Source organism: Streptomyces sp. NPDC036815 (assembly GCF_055609205.1).
Window position 1 is genome coordinate 164971 of sequence record NZ_JBVJPW010000012.1, and the last position, 23418, is coordinate 188388.

Genomic DNA, 23418 nt, shown 5'->3' on the forward strand with positions numbered 1-23418 from the left:
GCCCCCTTGCCCCGCGCGCCGGGGTGGGGAGCGGGTCCTTCGCGTCTCTGGCCGCGGGTGTGTCGTGGCTCGTCGCGCCGTTCCCCGCGCCCCTTACGGGGCGCCCGCCCCGTCCGAGAGGCGCCTGCGCACCACGGCGGCCACCGCGTACGTGCGGCCCGAAGGGCGGGTCGGCAGGTGGCCCGGGTCGCGGGCCCAGGCGTTCTCGATCGTGAACCAGTCGAGGTCGGCGGGAGCGCGGTCCTCCTTGAGGGCGGCGCGCAGTTCCTTGAAGTAGAGGGACCAGCGGTGCCGGTAGAGGCCGCCGACGAGGCCCGCCCACTCACGGTTGGCGTAATCCCGCAGGCCCGCGTCCGCGCCCTCGCGCGTGCCCCAGACCGTGACCAAGGAGAGCTGGTCGTAGGCGAGTTCGGCGCGTTCCTCGTCGGTCGCGCCCCAGGCGCGGGCGTCCGCGACCCAGCGGCCGAGCAGGTGGCGCGCGTCGGTGGCCACGAGCCGGTCGAGCAGGTCCATGAGGGCGAGCCAGTCGCGGGTCAGCCGGTCGAAGCGGGCCGCGTCCCCCGCGTCGTACGCCTCCCTGATCCGGGGGAGCAGGACGCGGCTGCGGTTGGAGAGCGCCTGCCGGGCGACATCGAGCAGGTCGCGGCGGTATGCGGACGAGGTGCGCAACTCGGGGCGCACCGCGAGCAGTTCGGTCAGGGCGGGCTCGAAGTCCGCCGGGTCGTAGCGCATCTTCTTGGGGGACCAGGCCGCCGCCGAGGTCGCGGCCAGGTCGGGGCGTGCACCGAACAGCCCGTCGGCGCCCTCGGCCCATGAGTCCGCCCGGGTCGTGCCGTAGGCGGTGCGGCGCAGGATGTCCCAGGCGGCGGTGGCGTGCGGGTCTTCGGCCCCGTATCGGGTACGGGCCCACTCGGCGAACCAGCGCTTGAGGTCCAAGTCGCCCTTCCTCCACGCCAGTTCGGAGAAGAGCTCGAAGGCCGCCGGATTGTCGTCGGCGGCCTCCGGCATGAGGGAGATGCCGCGCATCGTGCTGCCGTCCCTGGTGCGCCACTTGTCGTAGAGGGCCGCCCAGTCGGGTGTGTTGGCGCCGAGGACGGTGTGTCCGCCGAAGTTCCAGATGGAGCCGAAGGTGTACGGGGTGGCGCCCCAGTCGGCCTCGCGGTCGGTGACGTGCGGGAAGCGGTCGGAGAGGCCGTCGACGACGAGCATGCGCTCCTTGTCGACGGCGTCGGTGATGGCCTTCGGGGGATTGTGCTGCCAGCCGAGGATGACCCAGGTGGCGCCGGGGTGCGCGGTCCGCAGCGCCTTCTCGACGCCCTTCGCGGCCTCGCCGACCGGCACGCCGCCGGGCTTCCCGCCCTCGTGCAGGAGGTCCATCTTGTACATCGTGGTCGGGCCGAAGAGGGCGTCCTGCGCCCGGTAGAACGCGGCGGCCACGCGCGCGAAATGGCCGGTGCGCGGATCCAGCCAGTCCGGTCGCGTGAAGCCCACCCAGTCGCCCTGCGGAACCGTCTTCGCGCCGGGGTTCCTGTCGGCGAAACCGGCCGGCACGGTGCCGTAGTAGCCGGGCAGGACCGGTGTCATGCCGAGCTCGCGGAGCCGGTCGCAGATGCGGCGGCCCAGGCGGGCGCGGGCGTCGAGCAGCTGCCGGGACACGGGGTGCGGGAATGACGACATGTTCTGCAGGAGCCACCACGGCTGGTGGGCGGGGCCCGGTATCCAGGCGCGCAGCTCCTCGTCCGCGTAGCCGAACTCCTGGAACGCGCGGTGCTGTACGGCGTCGGCGCCCACGTACACGAGCACTTCGTTGTAGCCGTGCAGCGCGAGCACGTCGATCTCGCGCTCCCAGTAGGCCCAGTCGTGGTACGCGCCGGTGTAGCCGTCGTTGGTGTCGTTGAGTACGAAGCGGTGGGGGACGTTGGCCGTGCCGGTGAGCGGGGCCGTGGGCGCGGGGAGCCGCTTCGGCAGGTCCGTCCGGCTGCCCGCCCAGGTGATGTTGGCGTGCCCCGTGTGCTTCAAGTAGTGGCGCAAGCCCGTGAGTTGGGGTGCGGGTCCGGTCGCCGTGACCGTGATGCGGCCGCGCTCGCCGGTGACCCGGAAGGAGTCCTCGGCGCCCGGCTCCTTGGGGACGGTCCTGAACGTGATCTGGTCCCAGTGGCGGGGTAGCAGGCGTCGGGCCGCCTCGGTCGCGGCGGTCCGGCGCGGGGCGGGCGCGCCGTCGGCCGTGCTGCCGGTACAGGCGACGGCTGCGGCACCGGCCGTACCGGCGAGGCCGGTGAGGAGGGTGCGGCGGGGGAGAGGCATACGGGCTCCGTAATCGGGAGGGATGCGGTGCGGGGTGGTGCGGTGCAGTGCGGTGCGGGGCGGGGCAGTGCGGTGCGGGGCGGGTGCGCGGTGCATTCCGAGGTGTCTCTTCCCCTGCTTGATCCGGGGGCACGCCTGTGCTCCCGACGGCTCTGAAAAAGCACGCTTCGGCCGGTGTTCCGCTGGATGGACCGGAATTTGGGGGTTCGGTGGCTCGCGAGGAACGCTGGACGAGTCGCATCCCGGAAGGGTGGATGCGGGTCAACTCGCCTTCTGTGTAAGCGAGTTGACGGGTCTCGCAGCGCGAGCCCCGCATCGCGAGAATGGATGGGAGAACAGCTATGACCACAGCCAAGGCCGACAACGCCGTCGCCCCCCAGATCCTCAGGAGCACGCAGGAAGCCGTGCGGGACGGGAGGGTCGAGGCGGCCGGTGGCAACGTGGGTGAGGTCTGGCGGGCCGCGTGGTGGTGGGGCCCGGGGAACGGCACGTGGAATCTGCCGATCGACTGGAGCGTGATCAACCCGAACTCGACCGTCGTCATCACGGCTTCCGAGACCGACGGCAACGGCATGAGGTTCGTCGGCTCCGCGCCGTTCGAGGTGTCGAGCATCGCACCCGGCACGGGCCAGGTGATATTCAAGATCAACATCGGCTGGGGCAGCCCGATCCCGATGCGTACGGACGTCGTCGTCTTCAACTGAGATGTCCCGGAGCGGTCGGTGCCGCCGTCGCGCGCCGCCACCGTACGCCGCCGCCGTGCGCGTCTTCACGCGCCACGGTGGCGGCGAACTCCAGTCATCGGAGCAATGGGGACTCGATAAGGCAACTGGTCACCAGATGGCGCCGATTCGACCCATGACCGGCCCATTGACATCCGACGTATTCACTCCTACGTTCCCGTGCGACCCCCAACCCAGGGACCCCCGGGAGCCGCCCCCATGCGCCGCAGAGCCACTGGACCCGCACTCGCCCTGCTCCTCTCCGCCGCCCTCGCGGGCACGGCCGTCCCCGCCGCGACCGCCGTCCCCGCCGCGACCGCCAACCCCACCGCGACCGCCAACCCCGGCACCGACCATGCCGCGGACGACCCCTTCACCGCGGACCGCACCAACTGGTTCCGCCAGGACCGCTTCGGCATGTTCATCCACTTCGGCGCCTACTCGAACCTGGAGGGCGAGTACGAGCGGCCCGACGGGAGCGTGTGCCGCGACGCCGAGTGGATCAAGCGGCAGTGCGACATCCCCATGGCCGCGTACGAGAAGCGGGCACAGTCGTTCAACCCCGCGGACTTCGACGCGAAGGCCGTCGTCGAGGCGGCCAAGGGCGCCGGGATGCGCTACATCGTCATCACGTCCAAGCACCACGAGGGCTACGCGATGTGGCCGACGAAGGTGAACGACTGGAACCTGCGCGACCACTCCTCCTTCGACAAGAACCGCGACATCCTCGCCGAGCTCAAGAAGGCGACCGACGACGCGGGCATCAAGCTCGGCTTCTACTACTCGATCTGGGACTGGCACGACAAGGACTTCGCGGACCCGGCCACCTTCCCCGCGTACGAGAGGCGCATGTACGCCCAGCTCAAGGAGCTGGTCGACACCTACGACCCGGCGCTGCTCTGGTTCGACGGCGAGTGGGACACCGACAACCCCCACAACCCCTGGACGGCGAGGGACGGCGAGCGCCTGGAGTCCTACCTCCGCGGCCTCGACCCCGGGCTGGTCATCAACAACCGCGTCGGCAAGCGCCGCGTCGTCGACGGCGACTACGGCACCCCCGAGCAGGAGATCCCGGGCGCCCCGGTCGACGGCCAGCTCTGGGAGTCGTGCATGACGCTCAACGGCCACTGGGGGTACGCCCGTTACGACGAGAACTGGAAGTCGGGCCCGGCCCTGACCCGCAACCTCCTGGCCACCACATCGCGCAGCGGCAACTACCTCCTCAACGTCGGCCCCGACGCACGCGGCCGCGTCCCGCAGCCCTCCGTCGACCGCCTGAAGCAGATGGGCGACTGGCTGCGCGAGGACGGCCAGGGCAACGCCGTCTTCGGCGCCCGCTACGGCGGCCTCGTCGAGGAGCCGTCCTGGGGATCGGTGAGCCGCAAGGGCGACAAGCTGTACGCGGCGGTCACCCGCTGGCCGGCGGCGGGCGGGACACTGCACCTCACGGCGCGCACCGGGTTCACGGTGACGTCGGCCAGGGTCCTCGGCAGCGACCAGAAGGTGACGGTCACCGAGGCGGGCGACGGCTTCGACATCAGGCCGTCGGGCGCCGCCACCAACGAGACCGCGACCGTGGTCGAGCTGTCCGTCGACCCCGGACCCACCGCCCGCCCCGGCCGCGGCACCGGCCTCAAGCAGGAGGTCTTCGACAACGCGAAACTCGAAGGCGCCCCGAGGATCACCCGTACCGACGCCACGCTCAACCACGCGTGGAAGTACACCGGCTCACCCGCCGCCGCCATCCCCCCGGACCACTTCAGCGTCCGCTGGACGGGATCGGTCGTGCCGCGCCGCTCGGAGACGTACACGCTGACCACGGTCTCCGACGACATGGCCCGCGTGTGGATCGACGGCAAGCTCGTCATCGACTCCTGGACCCCGCACGAGCCCAGGCTCGACAAGGCCCGGGTGAACCTGACCGCGGGCAGGCGTCACGCGATCAAGGTCGAGTACGCGGAGCAGACGGGCGAGGCCCATCTGAAGCTGCTGTGGTCGAGCCCCGGCCAGGAGCAGCAGATTGTTCCCCGTTCGCAGCTGTACATGCGCTGACGGGACCCACTTCCTGAAAATCGGGCCTCAAGTCCTTTGTCCGAAGGACTTGAGGCCATGGGCCTTGGGACCAATGGCGGGCACTTCCCCTTCCGGGGGTTGGCAATGTTGATCGACGACCGTCCCAGGTGTCCGACAGAGAGAGTGACTGCAACGTGAGCGCGCCCGAAGCCCCTGAAACACCGGCACCGCCCGCTCCCGAAGCAGTGGCCCGCCACCGTGCGCTCTTCCGCGCGATCCACCGCCGCAAGAACCCGCGGCTGCGCCAGTCCGACATCACGGTGACCGAGGAAGCTCAGGTCAAACGCGCGGTGAAGGCGACCGCGCTGGGCAACGCCATGGAGTGGTACGACTTCGGCGTCTACGCCTACCTCGCCGTCATCATCGGCAAGGAGTTCTTCCCGTCCGGGAACGACACCGCGCAGACCCTCTCCTCCTTGGCGACCTTCGCCGCCGCCTTCCTGGTGCGCCCCATCGGCGGCATGTTCTTCGGCCCGCTCGGCGACAAGGTCGGCCGCAAGAAGATCCTCGCCCTCACCATGATCATGATGTCGACGGCGACGCTCGCCATCGGCCTGATCCCCAGCTACACCTCGATCGGCGTCTGGGCGCCGGTCCTCCTCGTCCTCTGCCGCATGGTGCAGGGCTTCTCCACGGGGGGCGAGTACGGCGGTGCGGCGACGTTCATCGCCGAGTACGCCCCCGACAAGCGCCGCGGCTTCTGGGGCTCCTTCCTGGAGTTCGGCACGCTGATCGGCTACACCGTCGCCGCCGTCCTCGTCACCACCCTGACCATGGCGCTCAGCGACGACTCCATGCAGTCCTGGGGCTGGCGCATCCCGTTCCTGGTGGCGGCGCCGCTCGGCCTCATCGGCCTCTACCTGCGCCTGAAGCTCGACGAGTCGCCCGCCTTCCAGAAGATGGAGGAGAGCGGACCGGCCGCCGAGCGCGACAAGAAGTCCTTCAGGGATTCCTTCTTCGGCCAGTGGCGCGCGATGCTGCTCTGCATCGCCCTGGTCGCGGCGTTCAACGTCACCGACTACATGCTGCTGTCGTACATGCCGACGTACCTCACCCAGCTCGGTTTCGGCGAGACCGGCGGCCTGATGTCCATCGTCATCGTGATGCTGATCCTGATGGCCCTCATCAACTCCGTCGGCCGCCTCTCCGACCGCATCGGCCGCAAGCCGGTCCTGATGGCGGGCTCGATCGGCTTCTTCGTGCTCGCCCTTCCGGCCTTCCTCCTCATCAAGCAGGGCGGCACGATCCCGGTCTTCTCGGGCCTGCTCATCCTGGGTCTCGCCCTGGTCTGCTACCTGGGCGTCATGTCCTCGTCGCTGCCCGCCCTCTTCCCCACGGACGTCCGCTACGGCTCGCTGTCCATCGGCTTCAACATCTCCGTCTCCCTCTTCGGCGGTACGACGCCGCTGGTCGTGGCGGGCCTGATCAGCGCCACCGGCAACGACCTGATGCCCGCGTTCTACACGATGCTGGCGGGCCTCGTCGGCATCATCGCCGTCGCCGCGATGAAGGAGACGGCCCGCCAGCCGCTGGAGGGCTCCCCGCCGTCGGTGGGTTCGGACGAGGAGGCGCGGGAGCTGGTGGAGTCCCAGCGGCTGGCGTAGGGCCTTTCGTTCGGATCAGGCCCGACGACGGTCAGTCGCCGTCCCGCGAGCCCGCTCTGTCCAGGGCGACGGCCATCGCGACGGCGGTGACGACGGTGAACAACAACCGCGCCCAGCCCGGCGCGGAGACCAGCCGGTCGAACCCGACGAGCACCGCCGTCCACGTGGCCAGCACCATGACCTTCTTGGCGTTCACGAGGCCGCTCACTTCAGCATGCTGGTCAGACACCCGGCGGCCCCGGCCCCGGCGATGTTCACGGCGATCTCCTTGGCCGCCTTCTTGTTCACCTTGCCGACGACCAGGGCGGTGGCGCCGCCGATCCCGGCACGGACCAGGCAGTCCTTGGCGGCCTTGGTCATCGGCTTGCCTTCGAGCGCCTTGCAGTGCTTCTCCTTCGCCTTGGCCGACTTCGACTTGTCGAAGTAGCAGTTGGCGATGTGGTGCTCCTGTATGGGGTCCACCGCATGGGCGGCGGCGGGTGCGCCCACGCCCAGCGCGAGCGAAACGAGCACGGCGGCGGAAACAGACTTGATCTTCACTTGGAACCCTGTGGTCTCGTCAGGCCGGTTCACCGGGCTCTCGTCGTCCCGGCCCCGTCACCTGATCAGGGCGCTCATCAAATCCCTGAGCCGGTGCGATGCACATCCCGCCGACCGGCGGGGTGGACAGGGGCCGCTATGGGTGCTTCTGAGGGCCCCGGCCCGGGGACAGCCACGTGCTGGGCCCACCCTGCGCGAGCAGGCCCGCGCGGTCGGCCAGGACGGCTGCCTGGACGCGGCTGGTCGCGCCGAGTTTCGCCAGTACCGAGCTGACGTAGTCCTTCACCGTCGGGACGCTGAGATCCATGCGTGCGGCGATGGCCGCGTCGGACCGCCCCGTGGCCAGGTGGGCGAGGACCTCGCGCTCGCGCGCGGTCAGGACGTCCAGCGACACGGCCGCCATCCTGCGGACGCCCCCGGCCCGCAGGCCGTCGACCAGGTGGCCGCGCGCGTGGGGACCGACCGCCGACCAGCCCTGGTCGAGGAGTCTGACCAGGGGGACGATCACTTCGGACGGCGCTTCTTTCGGCACGAAGCCGCGCGCTCCCGCGGACAGCGCGAGCTCCACGTGCTCCGGCGCCGTCGAGCGGGACAGGACGCACACCACCGGCGGCTCCGGCACGGCCCCGAAGCCCGCGGCCAGGATCTCGGCGTCACCCGTGCACGCGTCCAGGAGCACCACCCGCGGCCCGGCGTCGCCAACCGCGTGAACGGCATCCGCGACCGGCACGGCCCCGGCGACCGTGAGGTCATCCGCCTGCCCGAGGGCGGAACGGAGCCTTTCGCGCATCGGAAGCTCGTCGTCGACCACCAGCACACGGACCACAGCGCATCACCTTTGTCCGGTATGCGCCAATGGTAACTCTGAAACAGCGGGTCAGCGCGGTCTGGGTGCGGCGACGACGAACGCGGCCCAGGCGGCGGGCGTCAAGGCGAGCTGGGGGCCTTCGGGGCGTTTGGAGTCGCGGATGTGGATGGTGGTGGGGCAGGGGGCGATCTCTAGGCAGTCGTCGCCGGAGCCGCCGCTGTAGCTGGACTTGCGCCAGGTGAGGGCGACCTCGACGCAGTCACCGTCACCACTGCTGCTGAAGCTGCTCTTGAACCAGGCCAGTTCGGGGGTGCCCATTACGCTCCTCGCATCCGCTCCAGCAGGCTCACCGAGTCCTCGAACGAGAGAGCCTGTGCGCGCATCCTGACATACCGCATCTGGAGCATGCTGACCACTTTCGGGTCGGAGATGAACTGGCCGCTCTCCTGCCCCTCGGCGTACGCGAACCACTTGTTCTCCGATGTCTCCAGCAGTCGGATGGGACCGTCCAGCCCCGCATGGCTCTCCCGCACCACCGGCATGATCTGAATCTCGATGTTCCGGCGCTTGGCGAGCCCCAGAACATGGTCGATGAGTTCCATGGTGACGTCATGCCCGCCCATGCGACGCAGGAACAGATGTTCCTCAAGGATGAAGCTGAATGCGGTGTTCGGCCGCTCGGTAAGCAGCCGTTGACGTGTGACTCGTGCCTCCAGCTGCGCCTCGATCTGCTCGTCGCCCATCGGGGGGAGCTGATTGACGAACAGCGTCCGCGCGTAGGCGGCCGTCTGCAACAAACCCGGAATCAACCGGCATTCGTACGTGCAGAGAGCCACCGCCTCCTGCTCCAGCTGGGCCCACCGCCGAAACCAAGAAGCCAACCCCCGCTGCCGCGACAACTGCGTCACGGTCACCCGCAACGTCCCGAACGCGTCCAGCGACGCCTCGCACCGGTCGACGAAACGGGGCGGCGGGAAGCGTCTGCCCTGCTCGATCGAGGCGAGGAAATGGGCCGAGTAGCCGATCTCCGGGGCCAGGGACTCCTGCGTGTACCCGGCGTGTTTGCGGAAGCTCTTCAGGACCGCGCCGAAGGCCTTGAGCCCATCGGTCGGTTCTGGCTCGTTACTGCTCGACGTACTTGACGACATCACGGGTATCCCCTGACGCTCGCTTACCGGTCCCCGCCAACTCGCCCATGGTCACGTTCGGTTACCCGTACTGTCCACCGTTCGCACTCGTACAATTACGGAGCGTACGAGTTTTGTACCTGGTGGCCCCCGGTGCGTGCGGCCACCGTGGGTGCATGCCGACCGAAGCCCAACCCGCCGCCGCGCTCCGCGAGGCCACCGAACGCCTGAGCGCCACCCCGCGAGGGGCCCGCCTCGCCCGCAGGCTGGCCAGGTATCACCTGGACGGCTGGGGGATTCCGTACGACAGCGAACTCTCGGACGCCGCGGAGGCGGTCGTCGCCGAGCTCGCCGCGAACGCCGTGACCCACGGCCGCGTGCCGGGCCGCGACTTCGAGCTGCGCGTGACGCTCCACGCGGCCACGCTCCGTATCGAGGTCGCCGACACCCGTGCCGAACGCAGGCCGCCGGACGTGCCCGAACTCCCGGAGGCCGAAGGGGAGTCGGGCCGGGGGCTCGTGATCGTGGCGGCGCTGGCCGCGGAGTGGGGCGTGGAGGGGCGGGGCGTCGGCAAGACGGTCTGGGCGAGGCTGGCCGTCGCGGAGGGGGAGAGGCGGCTCGCGGAAACCCAACACGACTGAGCCGCACGGGGGTTGGTTCACCGTGTGTACATTCGGGTGGGGTGTTACCGGACGTGTGGCGTATGCCTGGCCGACACGGAGGAGCCCCAGTCTCACGCAAGATCCATCCGTTCCCGGAACGAGGAGCCACCGCGTGACCAGACATTGTCCGACCCGTCGAACGATCGGTTCGGTCGTCCTCGCCCTGACGACCGTCCTCGCGGGGGCCTCCGCCACCACGGCGGCGGCCGCCGGCCCGCTGCCGGGGATAGCCCCTCGGTCCGAGACCCCCGTCCTGCACGACGACGACGCCGGCGGCAACGCCGATGCCGACGACCCGGCGATCTGGCGTGACGCCACCGACCCGGCGCGCAGTCTGGTGATCGCCACCGCCAAGGAGGGCGGCCTGCGCGCGTACGACCTGGACGCGCGCCCCGTGCAGTCGGTCGCGGCGCCGCCCGCCACCGGCCCCGACAACGCGCCGGGCCGCTTCAACAACGTCGACCTCGTGCACGGTCTGAAGCTGTCGTCGGGCCGCGCCGACCTCGCCGTCACCAGCGACCGGGGCAACGACCGGCTCCGCTTCTACCGCATCGACCGCGACCGCCCGGGCGGCCCGCTCACCGACGTCACGGACCCGGCGGCCCCGCCCGTGTTCTCCGCCGACCAGGCCGAGATCAACGAGCAGCGCACGGCGTACGGCCTCGCGACCTGGCAGGACAAGGCGAGCGGCCGCTCGTACGCCCTGGTCAGCCGCCGCGAGCGGACCAGGGTGGCGCTCCTCGAACTGATCCCGGGGAGTGGCGGCAAGGTCTCGTACCGCACGGTCCGCACGCTGGACCTGCCGTCCTCGTTCCGGCTGCCGAACGGCACGTCGTGGAGCCCGTGCGCCGAGCCGGGTGAGCTCCCGCAGGTCGAGGGCATGGTCGTCGATCCGTCCAACGGCACGCTGTACGCCGGACAGGAGGACGTCGGCATCTGGCGTCTTCGCGCGGATCTGACCGGCACGCCCCAACTCGTCGACAAGGTGCGGGAGTACGGCGTCCCCGGCGTCTACGACGAGGAGACGGAGGAGTGCACGCCGGGCGCCGACCCCGGCTACGGCGGCAAGCGGATCGCGTCCGACGTGGAGGGTCTGACCCTGGTCGCCGAGGCGGACGGCGACGGCTACCTGCTCGCCTCCAGCCAGGGCGACAACACCTTCGCCGCGTACGACCGCGAGCTGAGCGACCACAACGAGTACGAGGGCGGCTTCCGCGTCACCCCGGCGGGCGGCGCCCTCGACGGCTCCGAGGAGTGCGACGGGGCGGCGGCCCTGAACGAGCCGCTCGGTCCGCGGTACCCGCACGGCCTGCTGGTCGTCCAGGACGGTCACGACGCGCCCGGCGACGGTGACCGCCCGGCGACGAACTTCAAGTTCGTGGACCTGGGGAAGGTCGTGAAGGCGCTGGACGACTGACCGGATCAGCACCGTGTCAGGGGCGTCGCGGGCCGGGCCGCAGGACCGTCGCCGCCAGGGCGAGGCCCGCCGCCGCGATGCCCGCGGCGACCCAGAAGGCGAGTCGGTAGCCGTCGGCGGCGGCGGTGACGGCGTCCGTGCCCCGCCCGGCGAGCGACTCCGTGCGGCTCGCCGCGAGGGTCGTCAGGACCGCGAGGCCGAGTGAACCGCCCACCACCTGGGTGGTGTTGAAGAGACCGGACGCGAGCCCGGCGTCCTCATCGGACGCGCCGCCCATGGCGAGCCCCGTCACCGCGGGCATCGCGGCCGCGAATCCGGCGCTGATCAGCAGCATCCCGGGCAGCACGTCGACGGCGTACGAACCGTCGGCGGGCAGCCGCCCGAGGAGCGCGAGGCCCGCCGTGATCAGGGTGAGGCCCGTGAGGAGCGTGCGATGGGCGCCGAAGCGGCCGATGACCCGCGCGGAGAGCCCCAGCATCAGGACCCCGATGACGACGGGCGCGGGCAGGAACGCCGTACCCGTCTTCAACTCGCCGAATCCCAGAACGCGTTGGAGGTAGAGCGCCCCGATGTACTGGAAGCCGTACATCCCGGCGATCATCGCCATCTGCACGGCGTTGGCGCCGGTCAGGACGCGGGAGCGGAAGAGGCGGAGCCGCAGGAGTGGCCGGGCCGCGCGGGCCTGGCGGACGGTGAAGGCGACGTGGAGGAGGAGGGAGGCGGCGGCGAGGAGGACGGTCGTCGCCGCGCCGTGCTCGGCGGCGGTGACGATGGTGTAGACGGTCAGCATCAGCGCGCCGGTGATCAGGGCCGCGCCGGGATAGTCCGCGCCGCCGCCGAGGCCCGTACCGCGATCGGCGTCGAGCACGCGCACCGCGGCGACGAGCGCGACGACCCCGATGGGCAGATTGATCAGGAAGATCCAGTGCCAGTTCAGGGTCTCGGTCAGCGCCCCGCCGAGGAAGGTGCCGATCGCCCCGCCCGCCGCGCCGACCGCGCTGAACACGGCGATGGCCCCGGCCCGCTCGCGCGCCTCGGGAAAGAGGGCGACGAGCATGCCGAGCACCACCGCGGACGTCATCGCGCCGCCGACGCCCTGCAGCGCACGGGCCGCGACCAGCAGCGTCCGATCGGTGGCGATCCCGCACAGCACGGAGGCGGCGGTGAAGACCGCGAGCCCCGACACGAACATCCTCTTGCGCCCGACGAGGTCGCCGAGCCGTCCGACGAGCAGCAGCAGCCCGCCGAAGGCGATGAGGTAGGCGTTGACCACCCAGGCGACCCCGGCCGCGGAGAACCCCAGATCGCTCTGGATGGACGGCATCGCGACGGTGACGATGTTGCCGTCGATGATCGTCATCAGCGCACCGGACGACAGCACCGCGAGCGAGGCCCAGGGCGACGCGGGCCGGCGGGCCGACGGCCGGGGCGGCGCCGGGGTGTTGACCTCGTACACGGTCTGGGACATGGTGACGACCTCCGTATGCGGCGCCTTTGACCTGCAAAGGTGCATGACTTGTAACGGGGCTCATCGTGGATGCCCGCGAGGGCGGGACGTAAGGAGGCACTTTGATGTCCCAGGGGAACACCGGTGTTACCTCGCAGGTGGTGAACGCGGAGGCGTGCCCGGTCCGCGAAGTCATTGACAGGGTCGTCGGCAAATGGAGCGTCCCGATCATCATCGCGGCCGCGCACGGCCCGATCCGCTTCACCGAACTGGAGCGCGCCATCGAGGGCATCAGCCGCCGCATGCTGACGCTCACCCTGCGCAACCTGGAACGCGACGGGCTCCTGCAGCGCACCGTCCACCCCACGGTCCCGCCGAAGGTCGAGTACGAACTGACACCCGTCGCCCGCTCGTTGCACGGCACGCTCCTGCAACTCACCGGATGGGCGGAACAGCATCGCGTGACGATCGCGGAGTCGCGGGCGGCGTACGACGCGGAGAGGGGGCTGGTGGAGCCGTAGGCTTTGCTTGTACATGACCGTACGGAGTCGCTCCGGTTACGCGGAGCGGCTACTGTCACGCGTTGGCTTGTGCACATTGCAACGTGAGGTATCGGGGGACGTCGGACATGGGGGATCTGGGCAAGGACTCGGAGTCGATCGCGAAGGCGGCGCCGTTGTTGCGCAAGGCGCCGCACCACATCGCGAAGCCGCTGCACGACTTCAAGGCGGCCTCGCACGACCTGTCCGCCCTGGGCGCGCTGGGTGCGTTGATGAGCGCGACCGATGACGTGCGCGAGGGCATGGAGACGCTCGCGGAGGTCGCGGACGACCTCGTGGACGAGTGGCACGGCGAGGCGAAGCTGATGACCGACCTGTCCGAGGCGTTCGACGTCCTGGACGTGCTGCTCGAAGCCGCGGCGCGCGGCAAGAAGCAGGGCTGAGCCCCGTGGTCGACCTCAACCCCCTGCACTACATCAACAAGTTCAACCACATGGCCGGCGACAACATGGCCTCCATGATGGAGTTCCTGGGCATCTCCGACCCGGCCGTCGACCCGGACGGCGTGCGCGAGATCGCCAAGAAGTGGCGCAGCCTGGCCAAGGCCGTGGACGCCTCGGTCAAGGACGCCGAGTCCGCCCTGAGGGACGTCACCTGGGAGGGCAAGACCGCCACGGCGTTCAACAAGCGGGCCAAGAAGACCCGCACGCAGGCCACGCAGATGGCCGACTCGCTGCGTGACGGCGCCGACGCGCTGGACAAGTACGCCGACGAGGCGCACGAGCTCCTCACCGAGCTCAACGTCATCATCGTGGAGATCATCGAGGTGGAGATGGCGGGCCTGGCCCTGTCCGTCCTCACCGGCGGTGCCTCGGCCGTGGTCAGCAGCCTGGCCGCGGGCGCCCGCTTCGCCAAGGTCATGGCCCTGATCGGCCGGATCGAGCACGCGGGCACGGCGATGGCCCGCACCATCCGCGCGGTTCTGGAGGTCATCCGGGGTCTGCGCCGGGCGCTGAAGGCGCTCAAGGAGATCAAGACGATCGCGCGGGTGGGGAAGATGGCGGGCGAGGGCGCCAAGTTCGCCGCGCTGGACACCCTGTTGAAGGACCCAGCCACCTTCAAGGACCCCGAAAAGCTCGCCGAGACCCTCGCGCTCGGCGCGGCCCTCGGCGTCGGTCTTGGCGGTCTGGGCACCCTGCTCGGCAAGGGCCTGGGCAAGCTCAAGCCCAAGGACCTGGCCAGGCTGCGCGGCGCCATGAAGCTCAACTGCGCCTCCTTCCAGCGCCTTTCGATGCGGCCCGGCTTCGACAAGCTGCCCGCCTCGGTGCGCAACGCGCTCAAGAAGTTCGTCCGCGACCCGATCGACGTGGCCACCGGCGACATGGCGCTGTCGCGCACGGACGTCCAACTCCCCGGCGTGCTCCCCCTCATCCTGGAGCGCACCCACCTCTCCTCCTACCGTTTCGGCGGCTGGTTCGGCCCGTCCTGGGCCTCGACGCTGGACCAGCGGGTGCAGGCGGACGAGGACGGTTTCGTCTACGCGGCCGCCGACGGCGCCCGCCTCTGCTTTCCGATACCGGACCCGGAGAGCGGGGTGGCGGCCCGCCCCGACACCCCCGGCTCCCGCCTGACCCTGTCCTGGGTGGACGGCTTCGACGGCGCGATATGCGTGAGCGACCCCGACAGCGGCCTGACCCAGGTCTTCCACAGCCCCGTCCCCGCCGCCGCGGGCGAGGCGGTCGACCTCCCGCTGCAGTACGTTCAGGACCGCAACGGCAACCGGATCACCATCGAGTACGCCGAGGGCGACCTCCCCACGGCGGTCACCCACACCGGCGGCTACCGCATCGCACTGGACCGCGACGACGCGGGCTCCCGCATCACCGGCCTGCGTCTGCTGGACCCCGATGCTCCCTCGGGCCCCGGCACGACCCTGCTCACCTTCGCCTACGACGCGTCCGGCCACCTCAGCGAGGAGACCAACTCCTCGGGCCTGCCCATGCGGTACACCTACGACGCGGACGGCCGCATCACCTCCTGGACCGACCGCAACGACACGACGTACTGGTACGCCTACGACGAGCGCGGCCGCGTCACCGCCACCGGCGGCACCGGGGACGCACTGGCCTCCACCCTCACCTACGAGGACGCGACGCGCATCACACGGGTGACGGATTCGCTGGGGTACGTGCGGGTGTACGAGCACAACCAGGCGTACCGGCTGGTGCGGGAGACGGACCCGCTGGGGCACGTCACGGAGCAGGAGTGGGACGAGGAGCTGCGGCTGACCGCGGTGGTCGATCCGCTGGGCCGGGCAACCCGTTACACGTACGACGGGGAGGGGCGCGTCTCACGGGTGGTGCGTCCGGATGGAAGCGAGATCAGCTACGCGCACAATGAGTTGGGTCTGCCCACGCTGGCTGTGTTTCCGGACGGATCGCGTTGGGCCCGGGAGTACGACGGGGCGGGTAACCCGGTGGCCGTCACCGATGCGGCGGGCCGTACCACTTGCTTCTCCTACGACAGGCGCGGCGGGCTCAGTCGCGTCACCGATGCCCTCGGGCACAGCACCGACATCCGCAGGGACAAGGCGGGCCTGCCCGTCCGGGTCACGGACGCGCTCGGCGCGACGCGCTCGTGCGAGCGCGACGCCTTCGGACGGCCCATCGTTCTGACGGACCCGTTGGGCGCGGTGACCCGCATGGAATGGACCGTCGAGGGCAAGCCCGCACGTCGCGTCGCCGCCGACGGCACGGAGGAGCGCTGGCTGTACGACGGGGAGGGGAACCGGACGCACCACACGGACGCCAACGGTGGCGTGTCCCGATTCGAATCCACCCACTTCGACCTGATGTCGGCACGCACCGGCGCCGACGGCGTGCGCTACGCGTTCACGTACGACACCGAGCTCCGGCTCGTCACCGTGACCAACCCCCTGGGCCTGACGTGGGATTACGACTACGACGCGGCGGGCCGACTGGTCGCGGAGTCGGATTTCGACGGCCGCGTCCAGCGCTACGCGTACGATGCGGCCGGCCGGCTGACCCGACGCACGACGCCCCTCGGCGAGGTGATCAGCTACCGGCGCGACGCGTTCGGACGACTGACCCAGAAGGACGCCGCGGGGCGGGTCACGGACTTCACGTATGACGCGGCGGGCCGCATGCGGCGTGTGTCGGGGCAGGACGCGGCCGTCGAGTTGCTCTGGGGCGAGGACGGCCTGCTGTACGCGGAGACCGTCGCTGGACGGGAACTGCGCTACGGCTACGACGAGTTGGGCCGACGCATCCGTCGTGTCACGCCGTCCGGAGCGGTGAGCACCTGGTCGTACGACGCCGTCGGCAACGGGAGCGAGTTGCTGACCGGCGGACGGAACCTGCGCTTCGAGCACGACGCGGCGGGGCAGGAAGTCACGCGCCACATCGGCGAGCACCTCACTCTCACGCATGCCTTCGATGAGATCGGCCGCCTGGAGCACCAGGTTGTCACGGGTTCCGAAGGCCGCCGGATCCAGCAGCGCTCCTATCGCTACCGAGCGGACGGGTACCTGACGAGTCTGGAGCAATCGGCGGGTGACACACGGGACTTCGAGCTCGACGCGGTCGGCCGGGTGACGGAGGTCCGGGCAGCGGAGTGGCGCGAGACGTACGCCTACGACGCGGTCGGCAATCAGACAGAGGCGTCGTGGCCCGCCACGCACCCCGGCGGGGAGGCGCGGGGACGGCGTGAGTACGACGGCACGAGAGTCCTGCGGGCCGGGAGCTTCCGTTACGAGTACGACCTCGCTGGGCGCACTGTGCTGCGCCAGAAGGTCCGCCTCTCGCGCAAGCCCGATACGTGGCGGTACACGTGGGATGCCGAGGACCGTCTCACGTCGGCCATCACCCCGGACGGCACGGAGTGGCGTTACCGGTACGACGGGCTCGGGAGGCGCATCGCCAAGGAGCGGATGACGGCCGACGGATCGGTCGCGGAACGAGTCGACTTCACCTGGGACGGCACGACGCTCTGCGAGCAGACCACCTCTGCTTCCGACCTCCCGCGGCGGACGACCCTCACGTGGGACTACGACGGGCCGCGCCCGATCGCACAGACCGAACGGGTCACCGTGGCGGACGCGTCGCGGGAAGAGATCGACTCCCGCTTCTTCGCGATCGTCACCGACCTGGTCGGGACCCCGGCCAGTCTTGTCGACGAGTTCGGCGAGGTCGCGTGGCGGAGCCGTGCCACGCTATGGGGGCTCGCGTCGGGGGAGGACTCCACGACGGCGTCCACGCCCCTGCGATTCCCGGGCCAGTACGCGGATCCGGAAACCGGCCTTCATTACAACTACTTCCGGTATTACGACCCGGCGACCGCACGCTACGTAACCCGCGACCCGCTCGGGCTCGCCGCGGCTCCCGACCCCGTCACCTACGTACACAACCCCTGCACCTGGACCGATCCGCTGGGCCTTGCGCCGGAATGCGAGACCGAGCACGCCGCGGTGACGGAAACGCGGGACAGGATGGGCGACGGGAGCATCGTCAGCCGGCATCCGATGAATGGGGACGAGGCGTTGGACGAGGCCGGGAAGTTCCTGGGCGACGGCTACAGGGAACTGGGCAAGAACCGTGGCGTGTTCCGAAGTGCGGACGGACAGCGACAGTTCCGGATGGACCCGGACTCCATGCAGGGAAACCACTGGCCCGACATTCCGCACGTACACTTCGAGATCTTCGCACCGGGCGGAAAGAAGGCCGTTGTCAATAATCACGTTCCCTTGGTGGAATGAGTGATGGGGCTCAGGCGTCGCGAGCATGTTTCGGAGGATCGGTGATCGAGTTCGAGAAGGTCGGGTGGATCCGTTCCGGGGACGACGCGGAAAAGTACGTCAAAATCCAGGAACTTCCCGACTCCCCGCCCAGCTACCTGATTCTGCTGGCCCATGACCGAGAGTTCGAGAGCGGCTGCGGCGACTACTGGGTCGAGGACTACGCGTCGCTGGAGGACTTCTTCCGCGAGGGGAACTGGGTCGTGGACTGGTCCGGGACGGGGGGCTCCTGAGTGCGCACCGCTCCCGAGGACTCGGACCCGCACGAGCCGTACCGCGGCAGAACCCTCGACGAACTGGAGGGCCGGGCCTGGCCGGATCCGCCCGCGGCCGCGACCTCCATGGTCAGGAACGTGCACGAGCTGCGGCGCCGCCCCGTCGGGTCCTTGGAGCCGCACGAGCTGGCTCGGCTCATCCGGCAGGACGTCGGATTGCCCTGGCTGCTTCCGCCGGCCGTGGAGATCCTGCGGGACACCGCGCCGAAGCAGGCTGAGGGCGACTGGTTCGACGACGACCTGCTGTACGCGGTCGTCACCAGCAAGCCGGAGGTCTGGGCCGCCGCCCCCGAGCTCGCCCGGGAACTCCGCGACACCGTGGCCGTCCTGACCGGCCTGTCGCGCTACGTCCAACAGGAGATCGAGGCGTTCCTCGCGGCGGTTCCCGGGGATGACTGAGACGAGTCTCGCCAAGGCCGACAGTCGGAGCATCCTCTCCGGTTCCGGCCACGGCCCAGGGTGTTTTCGGCGGGAGTGGCCGAGGACGGCTTCCTTCGGCTGAGGCCCTGGCCGGGCCGGCGGGACTCACCCGACGGGGAGTTCCTGATCGTGCTCCCCGACGGCACCGGGGCACTTCTCGTCAGCGGCAAGGGGTACGGGCTCTTCGCCGCGCCCTCGATGACTACGTCATCGACCCGGACCTGCGGGACGCGGACGATCTGACGAACGAGCAGCTCCGGTCGCGGGTCCGTGAAGGCCTCGCCGACCTCGACGCCTCCGTGCGCGGGCGATAGGGAGCCGCACATTCAACGCGCCGCCACCCCGCCCCCCTCCCCGTACTCCAACTCCCGCGCCCGCAACCCCGCCTGGAAGCGCGACGTCGCCCCGAGCGTCGTCATCAGGTCCGCCACCCGCCTGCGGTACGTGCGCAGGGACATGCCCAGTTCGCGTGCCGTCACCTCGTCCGTGTGGCCCGCGCCGAGCGCGCGGAGGATGCGGCGGGCCTCCTCGTCCAGTACGGGTGGCCGCGTGCGGCGGTAGTCCGCGAGGTCCGTGGCCGTTTCCCAGGCCGCGTACACCAGGGCCCTGACGCCCTCGACCGCGATCGGGGACTGGATCACCGTGAAGGTCCGTACGCCCCGGACCGGGGCCCCCGCGAGGATCGCCACGCGCCGGTCGATGACGATCGCCTCGTGGGCGAGCGGCGCCGCCGAGATGCGGACCTGCGCGCCCGACTCGGCGATCCGCAGCAGCCGCTCCTCGGACTCCTCGTCCGCGAGCGCCCGCGGCGTGTACAGCTTGCGCATCGTCAGGCCGCCGGGGGTGAGCGGAGGCCGCCTGCCCCCGGCGAACGCGGCGTTCACCCCGGGCGAGAACGTCACCAGGTCCGCCGCCGCGCACAGGAACTCCTCCCTGGCCCCGGTGAACAGGTCGCCCGCCCGGCGCACCAGTTCCCGCTCGCCCCGCAGGGACACGATCTGATCGTTGTTCGATGTGCTCGGCATGGTGGCGACAGTCTGCGCTGCCCCGCGCAAGGGGTCAACGCTGGCAGCAACTGGCCATGTGTTCGCGTACGAAACGCGTACGCCGGAGGATCTGGCCATGGCGATCACCGACAGCACCATCAGGAACACGGGCGGCACCGCCGCCCCCGCCGGGCACTTCCGCATCGGCGGCGACCTCACCGTCCACCGCATGGGATTCGGCGCGATGCGGCTGCCCGCCGCGCACTGGGACGGGCCCGCGCACGACCCGGACCGGAGCATCGCGGTGCTGCGCCGCGCCGTCGAGCTCGGCGTGAACCACATCGACACGGCGGCCTTCTACTTCTTCGAGGACATCGCGGCCAACGACCTGATCCGCAGGGCCCTGCACCCCTACTCCGACGACCTGGTCATCGCCACCAAGGTCGGGCCCGGCCGCAACCCGGACGGCAGCTGGATGAATCCCGCGGACCCGGCGGAGCTGCGCGCGGCCGTGCACCGGAACCTGCGCGAGCTCGGACGGGACCACCTCGACCTGGTCTACCTCCGGTTCCTGCGGAGCGACGGCCCCGGCGGTGACCGTTTCGCCACGCTGGCCGCGCTGCGCGAGGAGGGACTCATCCGGCACCTCGGCGTCAGCAACGCCACGCCGGAACAGCTCGCCGAGGCCCAGGAGATCGCGCCGGTCGCCGCCGTGCAGAACAGGTTCAGCCCACTGGCGCGCGAGCACGGGGAGCTGGTCGGGCTGTGCGAGCGGCAGGGCATCGCGTACGTCCCGTACTTTCCGTTCGGCGGCGCCGGAGCACCCGACCTGGAGGCGCTCCGACGCGTCGCCGACCGGCACGGGGCCACACCGGCCCAGCTCACGCTGGCGTGGCTGCTCGGCATCTCCCCGGCGATGGTGGTGATCCCCGGGACGTCGTCCCCGGACCACCTGGAGGAGAACGTGGCGGCGGCCGGGCTGCGGCTCGACGCCGCCGATCTGGCCGAGCTCGCCGCGACTACCAGACCTCTTCCACCCACTCCGGGTGATCGATGAACGGGTTCCGGTTGTGCTGGAACGTGTCGAATATGACCTGGTTCCGGTTCTTCTCGAACGCGTCCGGCGGGTCCTCGTCGCTCCACTGCTTCAGGACGGAGAGGCGGCCGATGGCGGGCGCGCTGCCGTTGTCCACCTTGTCGTTGGGCTCCAGGTCGGGGAAGCCGCCCTCGCCGTCGTACCGCACGGCCATGTAGAGGATCATGCGGGCCACGTCGCCCTTGACCGCGTCGCGCGGCTCGAAGGAGTCGCCGTCGGTGAGGTTGCCGGGGGCTCCGTCGACCGCGCCGCCGCCGTTGTCGAAGTCCTTGTTGCCACGGATGCTGTTGACCGTGACGTCCTCGGGGCGCAGGTGGTGGATGTCGGTGCCGGGCCCGGTGGCCGTGCCGAAGTCGCCGTGGGACTTGGCCCAGACGTGCTCGCGGTTCCAGTCGCCCTGGTCGCCGCCGCTCGCGCTCTTGCTCCGTGAGGTGCCGCTGTAGAGCAGGATCACGTTCGAGCTGTTGGCGGGGTCCTGGTCGGTGGTCTTGAGCGCGTCCCAGACCTGGTCGTACGTGAGCTTGGTCTGCTCGCTGATGATCGTGTGCAGCGCGGACTTGAGCTCGGGGCCCGTCTTGCCGAGCGCGTCCTTGTAGTACGTGTCGTCGTACGTCACGTGAGGGGCGGGTGCGGTGGAGGGCGTGGCCGTGGCGGTGGCCGGCAGGGTGATGCCGACGAGTACCGCGGCGGCGGTCAGGGCCAGTGGTTTCCAGCGGTGTACACGCGGGAGGGGCATGTGGGGGTGTGTCCTTTCCCGGAGGTCTCGCGCGCGCCGTGCGCCGGGCCGGGCGGCCAATCCGCAGGGGGTCTACGCGAGTTGACTAATCAACCATCGGGAGAGTGGCACGGATGAGTGGACGACCGCGTGAACGAGATGGGGTGGTTGGGTGACGATGTCATGGACACGGTCGTCTGCGTCGCGCGGAGGTTTTCCCCTCCATTCCGCATTGCGGAAACAATATTCCATAAAATAGTTGCGTGGGCCACGGAGTCGGTCTACCGTTCTGACCGTCCGCACGTGACGGGGAGGGGCGGTGGGAAGGCTGATGTCCGACAACGCTTCCCACGCTTCCTTCCTGGCCTTCGCCGCGCTCGTGACCGTCGCGGCCACCGCCGCTCGGGCCTTCGCGCGCCGAGCGGCCCCGCACGAGCTCCCGCACCCGAACGGCTGGGCCCTGGCCGGACGCGGGCTCGGTACGGGCGCGACGGCCGTGCTCCTCGGCGGCACCGTCTACACCGCCTACACGGTCACCGCCGCCCCCGGACTGGCCCACGCCACCGGCGGGTTCGGCCTCTACGCCCTGACCTACACCCTGCTGCTCGCCCCCATGGCGCTCGTCCTCCTGCCCCGCATGCGGGAGCTCGCGGACCGCGGGGACCTCGTGACGACCGCGGACTTCGCGCTGGCCAGGCACGGTTCGCACGCCCTGGCCCTCGCGGTCGCCCTCACCGGCGTCCTCGCCGCCATGCCCTACCTCGCGCTGCAGGCGCTGGGCCTCGAAGCGGCCGTACGGGCCATGGGCATCAGCCCGCGCGGCCTCGCCGGAGTGCTCGTCCTCGTCGCGGTCTTCGTCGTGCTCACCGCGGTCCTCCTGCCGGGCGGGCTGCGTGCCTGCGCCGAACTCGCGCGCCACAAAGCGGTGTTGCTGGCCGTCATGCTCGCCACGGCCCTCCTCCTCTCCGGCCGACGGGCGGGCTCGCCCCGGCAGGTCTTCGCCGCCGCCGGTCGCGCACTGGCGGACGAGCAGCTCTCCCTGCCGATGCCGCACGGGACGTACACCGCGTACATCACGCTCGCCCTCGGATCCGCCCTCGCGCAGCTGATGTATCCGCAGCTGCTCCTCACCGTGCTGGCGGCCCGCAGCCCCGACGTCGTGCGCCGCGCCGTCCTCGCGCTGCCGCTCTGGACGCTCGCGCTCGGCCTCTTCGGCTACCTCGGCTTCGTGTCGCTCGCCGCCGGGATCAGGACCCCGCCGGGCCACGCGGAACAGGCCGTCCCCCTCCTGCTCCAGGGGCTCGGCGCGCCCTGGCTCGGGGGGCTCCTGCTCGGCGCGCTCGCGGTCGCCGCGCTGCTGCCCACGGCGGTCATCGCCCTGGGGGCGGCGACCCTGGTGGCGCGCAACATCTACAGCGAGTACTTCAACCCCACGGCCACCCCGAAGCACGAGGTGCGCGTCGCCCGGTTCGCCGCGCTCGTGATCACGGTGGGCGCGCTCGTCTTCGCGCTCGACCTGCACCCGCAGGACGCGGTCAACCTCCATCTTCTCGGCGGTGTCTGGATCATCCAGACGCTGCCCGCGGTGGGGCTCTCGGCCTTCACCCGGTGGTTCCACCACAGGGCGCTGCTCGTGGGGTGGGGCGCGGGCATGGCCCTGGGGACGGCCCTGACCGTGAGCCGGGGATTCTCCTCCGTGGTCGACGTCGGGGCCGGGGCGCTCCACCTCCCCGTCTACGTCGCGCTCACCGCGCTCGTGGTCAATCTCCTCCTGGTCGTGACGCTCACGCCGCTGCTCGACCGGGCGGGGGTGCGCAGGAGAGGGGACGCCCTCGCCGGGCGTACCGCGGTGCCGCGCAGAGGCTCCCCGTTCTCCGTGCGCGTCGACTGAGGCCGGGACCCGAGCAGA

At 70.6% G+C, this 23418-nt stretch carries 21 protein-coding genes; 12 read left to right on the plus strand and 9 right to left on the minus strand.

Annotated features, from left to right (window positions below):
- Nucleotides 1–93: 93 nt before the first annotated feature.
- Nucleotides 94–2304, minus strand: coding sequence for an alpha-N-acetylglucosaminidase (locus ACZ69I_RS24395; protein ID WP_470834545.1), 2211 nt, complete (start codon nucleotides 2302–2304; stop codon nucleotides 94–96).
- Nucleotides 2305–2645: 341 nt separating this feature from the next.
- On the opposite strand from ACZ69I_RS24395, the gene ACZ69I_RS24400 reads away from it, so the two are divergent.
- From ACZ69I_RS24400 to proP, 3 genes are all read left to right on the plus strand, one after another.
- Nucleotides 2646–3008 carry a hypothetical protein gene (locus ACZ69I_RS24400; protein WP_470834547.1) on the plus strand — a complete coding sequence of 121 codons (363 nt, stop codon included), beginning with the start codon at nucleotides 2646–2648 and terminating at the stop codon, nucleotides 3006–3008.
- 237 nt (nucleotides 3009–3245) lie between these two features.
- Nucleotides 3246–5078 carry an alpha-L-fucosidase gene (locus ACZ69I_RS24405; protein WP_470834548.1) on the plus strand — a complete coding sequence of 611 codons (1833 nt, stop codon included), beginning with the start codon at nucleotides 3246–3248 and terminating at the stop codon, nucleotides 5076–5078.
- Between the two features lie 155 nt (nucleotides 5079–5233).
- Entirely contained in the window at nucleotides 5234–6703 is a 1470-nt protein-coding gene (proP, locus tag ACZ69I_RS24410) for a glycine betaine/L-proline transporter ProP (RefSeq protein WP_470834549.1), read from the plus strand.
- Between the two features lie 31 nt (nucleotides 6704–6734).
- Here proP and ACZ69I_RS24415 read toward each other — a convergent pair whose 3' ends face one another.
- From ACZ69I_RS24415 to ACZ69I_RS24435, 5 genes are all read right to left on the minus strand, one after another.
- Complete coding sequence (locus tag ACZ69I_RS24415; protein ID WP_470834550.1) at nucleotides 6735–6911, minus strand: hypothetical protein; 177 nt, start codon at nucleotides 6909–6911, stop codon at nucleotides 6735–6737.
- Nucleotides 6908–7243, minus strand: coding sequence for a hypothetical protein (locus ACZ69I_RS24420; RefSeq protein ID WP_470834551.1), 336 nt, complete (start codon nucleotides 7241–7243; stop codon nucleotides 6908–6910). The genes ACZ69I_RS24415 and ACZ69I_RS24420 overlap by 4 nt, the downstream gene beginning before the upstream one ends.
- A gap of 136 nt (nucleotides 7244–7379) precedes the next feature.
- Complete coding sequence (locus tag ACZ69I_RS24425) at nucleotides 7380–8069, minus strand: response regulator transcription factor (RefSeq protein WP_470834552.1); 690 nt, start codon at nucleotides 8067–8069, stop codon at nucleotides 7380–7382.
- A 51-nt stretch (nucleotides 8070–8120) separates the two neighbouring features.
- The gene (locus ACZ69I_RS24430) at nucleotides 8121–8369 is read right to left on the minus strand and encodes a DUF397 domain-containing protein (protein ID WP_470834554.1); all 249 of its coding nucleotides are present in this window, start codon (nucleotides 8367–8369) and stop codon (nucleotides 8121–8123) included.
- On the minus strand, nucleotides 8369–9199 hold the full coding sequence (locus tag ACZ69I_RS24435; RefSeq protein WP_470834556.1) for a helix-turn-helix domain-containing protein: 831 nt from the start codon (nucleotides 9197–9199) through the stop codon (nucleotides 8369–8371). The genes ACZ69I_RS24430 and ACZ69I_RS24435 overlap by 1 nt, the downstream gene beginning before the upstream one ends.
- A 155-nt stretch (nucleotides 9200–9354) precedes the next feature.
- Here ACZ69I_RS24435 and ACZ69I_RS24440 point away from each other — a divergent pair, with 155 nt between their 5' ends.
- Nucleotides 9355–9819 carry an ATP-binding protein gene (locus tag ACZ69I_RS24440; protein WP_470834557.1) on the plus strand — a complete coding sequence of 155 codons (465 nt, stop codon included), beginning with the start codon at nucleotides 9355–9357 and terminating at the stop codon, nucleotides 9817–9819.
- Nucleotides 9820–9952: 133 nt separating this feature from the next.
- Nucleotides 9953–11257, plus strand: coding sequence for a phytase (locus ACZ69I_RS24445; protein ID WP_470834558.1), 1305 nt, complete (start codon nucleotides 9953–9955; stop codon nucleotides 11255–11257).
- 16 nt (nucleotides 11258–11273) lie between these two features.
- On the opposite strand, the gene ACZ69I_RS24450 is transcribed toward ACZ69I_RS24445, so the two are convergent.
- A complete protein-coding gene (locus ACZ69I_RS24450; RefSeq protein WP_470834560.1) occupies nucleotides 11274–12725 on the minus strand; it encodes an MFS transporter in 1452 nt (483 codons plus the stop codon).
- Nucleotides 12726–12829: 104 nt separating this feature from the next.
- Between ACZ69I_RS24450 and ACZ69I_RS24455 the strand changes: the two genes are divergently transcribed.
- The 5 genes from ACZ69I_RS24455 to ACZ69I_RS24475 all read left to right on the plus strand — a co-directional run bounded on the left by ACZ69I_RS24455 (nucleotide 12830) and on the right by ACZ69I_RS24475 (nucleotide 18691).
- A complete protein-coding gene (locus ACZ69I_RS24455) occupies nucleotides 12830–13225 on the plus strand; it encodes a winged helix-turn-helix transcriptional regulator (RefSeq protein ID WP_470834562.1) in 396 nt (131 codons plus the stop codon).
- Between the two features lie 107 nt (nucleotides 13226–13332).
- Complete coding sequence (locus ACZ69I_RS24460; RefSeq protein ID WP_467678460.1) at nucleotides 13333–13647, plus strand: hypothetical protein; 315 nt, start codon at nucleotides 13333–13335, stop codon at nucleotides 13645–13647.
- Between the two features lie 5 nt (nucleotides 13648–13652).
- Nucleotides 13653–17978 carry a DUF6531 domain-containing protein gene (locus ACZ69I_RS24465; RefSeq protein WP_470834564.1) on the plus strand — a complete coding sequence of 1442 codons (4326 nt, stop codon included), beginning with the start codon at nucleotides 13653–13655 and terminating at the stop codon, nucleotides 17976–17978.
- Nucleotides 17979–18019: 41 nt separating this feature from the next.
- Nucleotides 18020–18250, plus strand: coding sequence for a hypothetical protein (locus ACZ69I_RS24470; RefSeq protein WP_470834565.1), 231 nt, complete (start codon nucleotides 18020–18022; stop codon nucleotides 18248–18250).
- A complete protein-coding gene (locus ACZ69I_RS24475; protein ID WP_470834567.1) occupies nucleotides 18251–18691 on the plus strand; it encodes a contact-dependent growth inhibition system immunity protein in 441 nt (146 codons plus the stop codon).
- A 347-nt stretch (nucleotides 18692–19038) separates the two neighbouring features.
- Here ACZ69I_RS24475 and ACZ69I_RS24480 read toward each other — a convergent pair whose 3' ends face one another.
- Nucleotides 19039–19737 (minus strand): DNA-binding response regulator, encoded by a 699-nt coding sequence (locus tag ACZ69I_RS24480; RefSeq protein WP_470834568.1) that lies wholly within the window; start codon nucleotides 19735–19737, stop codon nucleotides 19039–19041.
- Nucleotides 19738–19834: 97 nt separating this feature from the next.
- Between ACZ69I_RS24480 and ACZ69I_RS24485 the strand changes: the two genes are divergently transcribed.
- Nucleotides 19835–20755, plus strand: coding sequence for an aldo/keto reductase (locus ACZ69I_RS24485; protein WP_470834570.1), 921 nt, complete (start codon nucleotides 19835–19837; stop codon nucleotides 20753–20755).
- On the opposite strand, the gene ACZ69I_RS24490 is transcribed toward ACZ69I_RS24485, so the two are convergent.
- Nucleotides 20718–21530 carry an endonuclease I family protein gene (locus ACZ69I_RS24490; protein ID WP_470834571.1) on the minus strand — a complete coding sequence of 271 codons (813 nt, stop codon included), beginning with the start codon at nucleotides 21528–21530 and terminating at the stop codon, nucleotides 20718–20720. The two genes, ACZ69I_RS24485 and ACZ69I_RS24490, sit on opposite strands and share 38 nt — an antisense overlap.
- 310 nt (nucleotides 21531–21840) lie before the next feature.
- Between ACZ69I_RS24490 and ACZ69I_RS24495 the strand changes: the two genes are divergently transcribed.
- The gene (locus tag ACZ69I_RS24495) at nucleotides 21841–23400 is read left to right on the plus strand and encodes a sodium:solute symporter family protein (protein ID WP_470834573.1); all 1560 of its coding nucleotides are present in this window, start codon (nucleotides 21841–21843) and stop codon (nucleotides 23398–23400) included.
- The last annotated feature ends 18 nt before the right edge of the window (nucleotides 23401–23418 follow it).